A 10,636-nucleotide genomic window follows, 5' to 3' on the forward strand; every position below is an offset into this window, starting at 1 on the left:
TAATCTTTTAGGGGAAAGGAGTTTTTTTATGGACCAAATTGATAAAAGTTTGTGGATCAATAAATTATGGGATCCTTTAGAAAAGATAGATGACAGTCCACTTCACAGTAAGCGTCAAGGGATTAAGGTGGCTGCCTATTGTAGAGTGAGTCTTGATTCACTGGGGCTGTCCCACTCATTAGAAAGTCAAGTAAGTCACTACACCCATGTGATTAATAGTAGGGACAATTGGACCTTTGTCGGTATCTATTTTGATAATCTGGTTACCGGAAGAAAAGCATCATTAAGACGTGGGTTCACTCGGATGCTCAGACACTGTGAAGAACATAGGATTGACCTGATTCTCGTCAAAAATGTATCCCGCTTTTCAAGAAATACTAAAGAGCTCATTGAAGTCATTGAAAGATTAAAAGAAATAAATGTAGCGGTATTTTTTGAAGCGGAAAATATTACGAGCACTAGGAGTGAAACAGCCTATCTTCTAAAAACCTATGCCAGTATTGCTCAAGGGGAGATTGAGGCCGCTTCTCAGGCTATTGAGTGGGGACATGAAAAACGGATGCTGAAAGGCATGGTTAATATTGGCCACACTTATGGTTATGATAAAACAAAAGTTGGTAATGAGACCGTCATTACAATCAATGAAGAGCAAGCTCAAGTTATTAGACAGATTTATCAAATGTATCTTGATGGAATGAGTATAAACAGTATCGCAGTTGAACTAACCAGAAAGGGAATTAAGACTTACTTTGGTAAAGAACTGTGGGGATCGGTAACAGTCCGTTCAATTTTATCTAATATTTCTTATACCGGAGATGTAAAAGCTAGAAAAATGACAAAAGACTTGATGAGTGACAAAAGACGATCATCAGAAGGACTACGGGACCAATATTTTATAGAGAATCATCATCCAGCGATTATCAGTCGGGAACTCTTTGATCGTGTCCAGGAAATGAGAAACAAGAACAAAAGGCAATCAAAACCCCAACAATTTAGACCCAATCCCTTATCAAGACGCATCCACTGTGGCAACTGCGGTCAGAATTTCAGAAGAAATAGAATTAAACCATGGGATTATTTCAGGTGCGTCTCTGCCATAACCAACAAAAACCTCTGCAGTTCACCGACGATACGGGAAGATTTGATGGTTCAAATAATGCTTCAAGCTTTTAGAGTACGATTTGATTCTCAAGATTCAAAATTGATTAAGATGCTTAGAAGAATGTTGATTAGAATAAACAAGAATGACTACTTTGAGTTTCATCGCCTTAAGGCATTGACGCAGATTCAATTGGCTAAAAGGTTGAAAGATATTCAATTTACAGATGAAGACATCATTCAGATGGAAAGAGATTATGATAAGTTTGAGAACCGGCTAGTAGAAATAGAAGATGATAGGAAGTATCGTCTTGATTCCATAAAGTGGCTTGAGAATATTAAAACATTTGAAGAGTTTGCAGTACAAGCAAACATTGAATACTTGAGAGCATGGATTCTTTCTATTGACATTTATTCAAAAGATGATTATAAAATTTACTGGATCGATGGCAAAGAGACTGAAGTTGGAAGCTGCGAACCCATAAAACCAAATAGAGAAGAGTACTCTGCAGAATTGAATTCTAAAGGGGAATTACAGGTTGATAAAAAGGCAGAATTTGATGTAGTGACAAGCATTCAAATCACCTCGAAGAAAGGAGGTGATCTAAATTGCGTAGATGAGGAGGATGCGAACATGATAGCAGAAAGAAAACTCGAGCCAAATTTGATGGTTAAGAATATACAAAAACAATTGAGTAATTCGGTGGTAATGCGGACGAGTATTCCAGTAGTTAGAGAACAGAAATTAAAAGTAGCTGCATATGTGCGAGTTTCAACAGAACTAGAGCAGCAAAAAACAAGTATCAAGACGCAATATTCATATTATCTGTACCTTATTCTCAAGGATCCACGTTACACCTTAGCTGATATCTATATAGATGACGGAAAAAGCGGGAGAACGACTGAAGGAAGGCCTGAGTTCAAGCGGATGATGGAAGACTGCAAAGCAGGTAAAGTGGATTTGATTATTACGAAATCGCTGTCACGATTTGCTAGAAATACTGTCGATACATTAACCTACTTAAACATGTTGAAAAGTCTAGATCCAAAGGTTGAAGTGTGGTTCGAGCGTGAAAATATTTTGAGCCTTTCTGAAAAAAGCAATGTCTTGATTAATTTGTTATCAGCACTGGGACAGGAAGAAAGTGTCAATATTGGTGATGCTATTGCATGGGGTAAAAGAAGTCTAGCTCAGAGAGGCATTGTAAGACCAACAGTCCAAGGATACGGCTATGAGTACGATAAAAACAAAGAATGGATAATTAACGATGAAGAAGCTAAAATTGTGCGGCGAATCTATGATGAATATGAAAAAGGAAAGACTATGAGGGCTATAAGAGAATTGCTCATAGCCGAATCGATTCCTACGCCAGGTGGACAAAAGGCGTGGTGCGACACCACCATTGGAAGGATATTGCGTTCAGAAATCTATCGTGGGAATTACATTTATCAGAGGTTTCATACGGGTTTTACTTTGGTAAAGGAGCGTGTAGAGAATACAGGGGAGCTGCCCATGTACTTCATTGAGAATCACCATAAAGCAATCATAGAAGAAGAGCAGTGGGAAAGGGTTCAAAAACTAGTTGAAGCAAATGAAAAGAAACGTAAAAAGAGTCACGAGAAATACCCCGATGACAATGGTAAGAATGAGTCTTTCGCGAAGAAATTTTACTGTGGTAAATGTGGCAGTTTAGTCGGTTACAGTAGAGCCATCAACAGACGGAGGAACAATGCTGAGGTGAGATGCTGGCGCTGCTATCAATCATCTAAAGGACATTGTGATTCCATGCAACTTAAACAGGATTATATTGAAGAAAACTTTTCTCAGCTTATGATGGATATTAAATTCAACTTGGCATTTAGTGAGTATATAGATACTTATATTGAAGACTTACGAATAAAGCCAGAGGAAGAAATGCAAAGAGCAATCTTAGAAAAGCAAAAAGATGAATTAAACCAGAAGCTTTATGAAGCGGTTGAAGATGAACTGGGCAGAAAAGGAAAGGACGCAAAACTTGTTGATCATCTGACAGATGAAATAATGAAGATTAGAGAGCGAATTGTCGATTTCATGGCCCGAGAAGAACAGCAAGCTGAGATAGAAGAGGTTATCAAGTCTATTAGAAAAGCGATGGCTATCTTTACTAATGATAGAAAAGACGATATTGACTATTATCTAAAAGCACCGGATTTTCAAGCTGAACTATTTGAACGTTTCGTTGAAAAAGGAACTATTCTAGAAGATGGTCAGATTATCTATCGGTTCCAATCTGGTTTTGAGTGGAAGTCACCAATAAACTATAAAGCCTTTCAAGAACAAGAGAAACGTAGAAAAAAAGCAAAATACCAATTAGAAAAGAAAGAGTTTTTAAAGGGGCCTGAAGTGAAGGCTTTGCTTAAGTATTGTGAGGAGCCGAAGACAATAACAGAAATGCGTGAGTATCTTCCAAGGTATTTGACAAATCCTAATTTCAAGAAATTTATTGTGAACCCGCTCATGAGGAAAGGCGTTATTAAGGAAACAATACCGGATAAGCCAACAAGCAGGTTGCAGAAATATTATTCAGTAAAAAAGTAGTTATGAATTTTTAAAAGTGGAACGTTATTCTTCAAAAGCGAAGAAAATCATGACAGAATTAAAAACGCACAAAGAAACCCACTGAGTTGTCTGATAAAGTTGATCGGGCTACTTGGTGGGTTGTTTTTGCTTTCAAACAAACGGAGCGAAAATGGAAATGACTCAGAATGTTGGCACGACAACAATAGCCACTGAGGAATATGTAATTCTTTGTAGAAGGATATCGTTTTATGGTATACAATATAAGTTAGGAGATTTTAAAATTAAATTTTTGGCATCAATTGATACCAAAATTATTGACCTTGACCATGGGGAGTGTTATAATAAAGATGAGCAAGATAACAGAAGTTAAAAGAAAAGAATCCAAACTAGAAGTTCAGACCTATATAGATAGGTTAAAATATGCAATCAAGAGTGGTTCTGTGACCATTAATTTTCAAAAAGACAGAAATGTTGATCAGGGCCGTAATAAGAAATATACAAATAGATATACTATGGGACAATTATTTCCTGATGAAGATGAGGTTGAAGCATTAAAAAGGGAGTTGTCACTTCTTACTGTTGAGGAATACATTGAAACAGTGAAGGATACAAGATTTCCCAAACGGAGTGAAATGCGAGTCTTTGGGAAACAATATTCAGGAGATGACGTATATATTAAGATACGAGTAGAATTGGTTAGTATTGCCCATGCTAGCGGAGATAGTTTTATAATGGTGATGTCATTCCACTACTCTGAGTGGGATTTCAAAGAAAGGGACTTTCCATATAAGAAAGTTTGAGGTGAGAAAAATGAAAACAATTAAAAAAGAAAAGAAATTATGTCTCATCTGTATGGAAGAGCATGAAGTGCAAACAGTTATTCTAGAGGATATAGAAGAGTTTAAAGGTATAGAAGTATCCTTTGATGCAACATATGAGTATTGTGCTCATGCAGATGAATATCTTGAAACAGAAGATATGATCAAGGCTAATAGCCTAGCGATGAAAGATGCTTATAGAGAAAAAGTAGGTCTATTAACCTCTCAAGAAATCATTAGGATTAGAGATAAGTATGAAGTAAGTCAAAAGGACTTTTCAGAAATCCTAGACTGGGGAAGAGCTACAATTACAAGATATGAAAACCATCAAGTCCAGGATCGTGCTCATGACGATGTACTAAGAAAAATCGATTCAGATCCTAAATGGTTTCTACAAATGTTAACTAGAGCTAAAGGTAAAATCTCCGATAAAGCCTATGACAAATATCATAAATCAGCAAGCACAGAGTTCAGAAGAATGAAAAATCGTTACTTGATGGATTCGATTCAAGCCCTATATGCTGATTTTGTTGATGACATTATAACCGGTGGGGTAGAACTGAATTTGAATAAAGTGATAGAAATCATTAATTATTACGCTTCAAAAGTTTCCAGTCTTCACAAAGTAAAGTTAATGAAGATGCTATGGTATGGAGATAGTGTCAGCTATAAAAGAAGAGGAAAATCTATAACTGGCCTAGTGTATAGCGCTTTACCTATGGGTGCAGTACCAGAAGGATATGAACAGATTTTAGATTTGGATGGCGTGGAATTTGAAACAGTTCTATATGATTTAGATCGTATGGGCTATAAGTTTTACCCGGTGGAAGGTTTTCAAATCAAAGAACTAACTCCTGAGGAAATTGAAATATTGGATACAGTTATAGCAGAAGTTGGGCATTTAAACTCCCAGGAGATTATAGATAAAATGCATGATGAAGATGCATATAAATGCACAGGTAGGAATTGTACAATTCCCTTTTCTTATGCAGGAAAGCTTTCAATCCATTAAAAAAGTTTAGCTCATCACTAATGTGGTGGGCTTTTTATTTTGCTCGGTAAAAGGAACCCGCCAAGAAGGTATCTAGGCTCGGTAAAGTCCCGAACTTAGACTGAATATTGGTGGGTTAGCTGCTTTTCTTAGAAAATTAGGTTTATAAGCGATTTTAGGGGATAAAGCTTAAAGACGGACTACAGGACCTAATTTCTAAAAAAAGCCGTTATAGGGCAAACTGAAGGCTCGTTTTTTGAAAAGGCCCTTTAAAATTTGCTGATTTCGTGTACGGATAGCATTAATTTTATAAAACGCATCTTATAAATTGCTTTACGAGTATATACAGAAACCAAAGGTCAACTCATCACATTCGTTGTGGTGGGTTTCTTTTTTTTGTCCAAAATCATCTTTTTATTGACATTCTTCTGTGTATTGGGTTTCCTTTTTATCCTTTTAGATTCGAGGCGAGAAAGAAAATTTTCATACGGGAGATATGCAGAGTGAATTTATCCTTACCATGCTTGCTGCAACGGCTCAGGAAGAAAGCCGAAGCATATCAGAAAATATCAGCTGGGCAACATCAAAACGTTTTGAACAAGGAGAAGCCAGGTTTGCAAGAATCCTAGGCTACAAAAAAGTAAAGGGAAAACCCTGGGTCATTGATGAAAGAGAAGCTTCAACAGTGAGAGAAATCTTTAGGCAATATGTAGAGGGTAACACCCCTACGGAAATTGCAAATTATTTGATACGCAACAATTATGTAAAAGTAAATGGTAGAAGAGACTGGACCAATGTGGCCATTATATCTATCCTTAAAAATGAAAAATATGTGGGAGATGTTCTTTGCCAAAAGACATACACAGAAGATTATCTCACCCATAAAACACGAGTGAATAAAGGAGAAAAAACCCAGTACCTTATCCAAAATAATCATGAAGGAATCATTGATAGGGAGACATTTGATAAAGTCCAAAAGATGCTTAAGCCAAAATCTAAGGGTGTTAAGCGAGGGCCGAGTAAACGGTATGATTTAACGGGAAGAGTTGCTTGCTCAGAGTGTGGCGCTAACTTTCACCGTTACAAAACCAGAGGTTATGTTACATGGCGCTGTAGCAATCGCAGGAAAAGCACTCGCCTATGTAACATGACAAGTGTAAGGGACGAGATCCTCTTAAAAGCACTTAAAAAAGCATTTATCGAAAAGCATGAAATCGACCCTAAGAGTTCAGGAAAAAGGCAAATTATAAAGCTAATGAAAAACCTACAAAATACAGATGTATTAAGAGACGGGGAACAGAACCGCTTAAGGCTTGAACTTGAAAAAGCCCTCTTTGCTGAAAGTATGGCTGTGCTGGATAATAAAGATGAAAAAGAGCTAAAAGATCACAGGGAAGCTATCGAAAAAACCATAGCAGAAAAAGAAGTATGGTGGAGATTGGTTGATGCAGATGACCCTTATAGAAAAGAAGCACTAGAAGAGCTAGGGAAAATAAAAGATGCTACTAACCCTTTAAAAGAACTGTATAAACAACTGGACAATATTAAATTCTTAAGAGCCTGGATGACACGCATAGAAGCGAAGTCATCTTTTTTATTTTCCATCACATGGGTGAGCGGTGAGGAAACAGAAGTTGAAGCCAGCGAAGGAGGAGATGATTAATGAGCACAGGGCAAATAGAGAGGGCACCAACAGCTAGAGTTAGGGTAATTCCAGCTAGGACAAGGACCCCTAGAGATGAAGAACACTTTGACGGGCAAAAGAAACGGATCGGCGTTTACGTTCGTGTATCAACAGACTCCACCATGCAGGCCACCAGTTATGACATTCAAGTATCCTACTTTAAAGAATATGTAGAGAAAAATCCAAACTGGGAGCTTGTAGAAATCTTTGCAGACGAAGGTTTATCAGGAACCTCAACAAAAAACCGAGTTGAATTTAACCGAATGATTGAAAGGTGTAAAAACAAGGAAATCGACTATATCATAACCAAGTCCATCAGTAGATTCGCTAGGAATACCCTAGACTGCCTTCACTACATTAGAATGCTTAAAAATCTAGGTATTGGGATATTTTTCCAAAAAGAAAATCTCGATACATTGGACAGTAAGAGTGAATTATTTTTGACGATTTTATCATCGATGGCTCAGGAAGAGTCCCGCTCCATTTCTGAAAACACCAAGTGGGGAGTACAGAAAAGGTTCCAACAAGGGAAAGCTCATATCCCCACCACCTACTTTCTAGGCTACACAGAGGATGAAGATGGGAACATTATTATCGATGAAAAACAGGCTGAGGTTGTAAGGCGAATATACAGAGAACTCCTTGAAGGTAAGGGGACACCAACCATTGCCAAGGGACTGATGAAAGATAAGATTAGAACCGCCAGAAACAAGAAAACCTGGACTTCTGATGCTGTCCTCAAGATCCTTAGAAACGAAAAATACAAAGGCGACTGCTTAGCACAAAAGACCGTAACCGTAGATTATCTCACCCATGAAAGGGTCAGAAACAAAGAGCACCAGCCTCAGTACTATATAAGAAATCACCACCCAGCGATTATCAGCGAGAAAGACTGGGAAAAGGTCCAGGAAGAACTGACAAGACGTAACAAGATGCTAAGGGATCCAGATAATAAATACAGCATGACTTACAGCGGAGCGGCACCTTTTTCAAACAAGCTCTTTTGTGGGGAGTGCGGAAGGCCAGTTACTAGAAGGAGGCTTACCACCCACTTTGGAGAAGAGAGGATTCCAGCTAAGTTTACTGCTTGGCACTGCAGGGCAGCTTCTAAGAGAGACAAAGAGTTTACAGATTGCAGCTGTAGTTATATTTGGGAAGAAGAACTGGAAAAAGCCTTTATGAAATTACTCTTTGATATTAAGAAAGATAAAAACCGTCTACTGAAAGATGTGGAGCTTGCTATCGAGGAAGCTTCATTAACAGAAGAGGAAGAACGTAGGCTAAATGAACTAGGCATTCAAATAGAAAGAATTGCTGATAAAATAACGGAAATGGCAACAAGAGCTTCAGGAAATAATGAAGTTGTTTATGAAGCGACGATGAGGCACATGATCTATGAACAGGAAATCCTGCAGATGGAGCATGATGGGCTAAATGAAAACAAAAAAGAAAGCGAATACCTAAAAGAGAATATAAAAATCTTACTTGAAGATTTAGAAAAAATAGAAGGCCCAGAGGAACCCTTTGATGAAGATATTTTTAAGAGGACCGTAGAAAGGGGAACGGTATTTGCGAAGTGGCAGGTAGAGCTTCACTTAAAATGCGGAGTCTCCTACAAGGTATCTGCTAAAAGAAGACCACAAAGGAGCAAAAAGGAAAAATAACCCCAAAGTGAATAGAAAAAAGTAAGTAAATGAAAATAACTTCTTTCATACCAGAGATAGTACTTGCATTATCTTTGGACTAGAGCCATTAATAACATACCTGCTATTTTAGCAGGATCGCTCTAGAGAAAGGAGTTTTTATTTTGGAAAAGAAAACAGTGGAAGTACTGTGGCCAGAGGAAAAAGAAGGCCCAGTTAAAGAGAGTAATGGAAAGTTAAGGGTTGCTGCTTATTGTCGGGTAAGTGATATTTATGGCGATGACAAAAGAAGTTCTTTAGAAAATCAGATGGATTATTACTCAAAGTACATTCTCCAACATGAAGATTATAAACTTGTAGGTATCTACTACGATAGTGGCGTTTCAGGCATGACTATACAAAAGAGACCTGGATTTAAAAGACTTATTAGACATTGCCTTGAACGCCGAATTGATGTAGTAATAACAAAGAGCATCTCTAGGTTTTCTAGAAACTCCAAAGATTTGCTTGAAACTGTAGAATTACTAAAAGAACATAATATTACTGTAATATTCGAGAAAGAAAAAATTGACTCAATGAAAACAAGGAACAAGTTTTTTCTTACTGCTTTATCAGCTGTTTACCAGCAAGAGGCATTAGAGATATCAGAAAATAATAAATTGAGTGCTGAAAACAGGAATAAAATGGGGAGACCGATCTTCCGAAACCAGTATGGATATCGAGTGGTTGAAATTGATGGAAGGAGGACTTTTGAGATTGTTGATGATGAAGCAAGGGTGATTAAATATATTTACAAGACATTTCTTGAAGGCAACAGTACAACAAAAATTGCATTAGAGCTCACAGAAAGTGGTATTAGAACGCCCTCTGGCAATGAAATATGGCGAGATTCAAGCGTTAAAAATATCCTTAGGAACAACAATTACTTGGGAGATCGGCTAACCAATGAGTATGTAAGTTTGTTAATGGAAAGAAGATACATCCGTAATGAAGGGCAGGAAAATCGATATTATATTAAGAATACCCACCCTGCGATTATTGATGAAGAAGCATTTCATAAAGTGCAAGAAATCTTAATAAGTAAGCAAGTGACCAATAAACCTCCTATGAAGAGTTATCCACTTTCAAAGAGAATAATATGTGCTTACTGTGGATGGCCATATTACCATAGCAAAAAAAGAGATAGCCATCGTTGGAAATGCGGCTTAAAGGGTAACCATGCTACTTTATGTGAGTCAAACTCTTTAGCGGAAACTACACTAAATGAAATGATGAAACAGGCTTTAGAAGAACGATATGATTTTCAGAATCCAGGTGCTCTTAAACGATTAAAACAGGATCTTGAACGTCTTAATAATAACGACCGGTTTGAACTTCATCGGATGAGCAATTTGATGAGTCTATTATCAGCAAAAGAAGAGTTAGCCATTTCAGAAGGAATAGAGAGAGACCTATTGATAGAAAAGGTGGAAGAGATAGAAAGTGAAATCCTAGCCTTTGAAGATTTAGCTTCAAAAATTGAAGAAGATAGAGTATACAGAGAAAAGGCATTAGAAATGATTGTAAAGAGTAAGACTTTAGAAGACGTTATTAAGTCTTTAGACGCATCAATTCTACGGGCTTGGATTATGGAAATTAGTGTGTTGACTAAGAATGATTTTAAAGTAAGGTGGTTAGATGATTCCTATGAAGAAATAGGGGACTATATTTCCATTAAGACCAGCTAATAAAAGTCAATAGCTGAGATCAAAAAACTTTAAAAATTGAGTTTTAAAAAAGCGTATAGCAAAGCTAGCCAATAGCAAAATCCGAACATTGGCATTTGGTTGGCATATGAGACAC

The 10,636-nt window shown here is 37.3% G+C and carries 6 protein-coding genes; all 6 read left to right on the forward strand.

Annotation, left to right across the window (positions count from 1 at the left end; all coding sequences use genetic code 11):
• Positions 1 to 28 precede the first annotated feature (28 nt).
• The 6 genes from GXN74_RS09160 (at position 29) to GXN74_RS09185 (ending at position 10,521) form a co-directional block, all read left to right on the forward strand.
• Positions 29 to 3,676 carry a recombinase family protein gene (locus GXN74_RS09160; RefSeq protein ID WP_162370634.1) on the forward strand — a complete coding sequence of 1,216 codons (3,648 nt, stop codon included), beginning with the start codon at positions 29 to 31 and terminating at the stop codon, positions 3,674 to 3,676.
• 329 nt (positions 3,677 to 4,005) lie between these two features.
• A complete protein-coding gene (locus GXN74_RS09165; RefSeq protein WP_162370635.1) occupies positions 4,006 to 4,458 on the forward strand; it encodes a hypothetical protein in 453 nt (150 codons plus the stop codon).
• Positions 4,459 to 4,468: 10 nt separating this feature from the next.
• Complete coding sequence (locus GXN74_RS09170; protein WP_162370636.1) at positions 4,469 to 5,488, forward strand: type II TA system antitoxin MqsA family protein; 1,020 nt, start codon at positions 4,469 to 4,471, stop codon at positions 5,486 to 5,488.
• 475 nt (positions 5,489 to 5,963) lie between these two features.
• The gene (locus GXN74_RS09175; RefSeq protein ID WP_162370637.1) at positions 5,964 to 7,130 is read left to right on the forward strand and encodes a recombinase family protein; all 1,167 of its coding nucleotides are present in this window, start codon (positions 5,964 to 5,966) and stop codon (positions 7,128 to 7,130) included.
• A complete protein-coding gene (locus GXN74_RS09180) occupies positions 7,130 to 8,815 on the forward strand; it encodes a recombinase family protein (protein ID WP_162370638.1) in 1,686 nt (561 codons plus the stop codon). Before GXN74_RS09175 ends, GXN74_RS09180 begins: the two co-directional genes overlap by 1 nt.
• A 143-nt stretch (positions 8,816 to 8,958) precedes the next feature.
• Positions 8,959 to 10,521 carry a recombinase family protein gene (locus tag GXN74_RS09185; protein WP_162370639.1) on the forward strand — a complete coding sequence of 521 codons (1,563 nt, stop codon included), beginning with the start codon at positions 8,959 to 8,961 and terminating at the stop codon, positions 10,519 to 10,521.
• The last annotated feature ends 115 nt before the right edge of the window (positions 10,522 to 10,636 follow it).

The organism is Anaerotalea alkaliphila (genome assembly GCF_010179735.1).
In the GTDB taxonomy this organism is placed as follows: domain Bacteria; phylum Bacillota; class Clostridia; order Lachnospirales; family Vallitaleaceae; genus Anaerotalea; species Anaerotalea alkaliphila.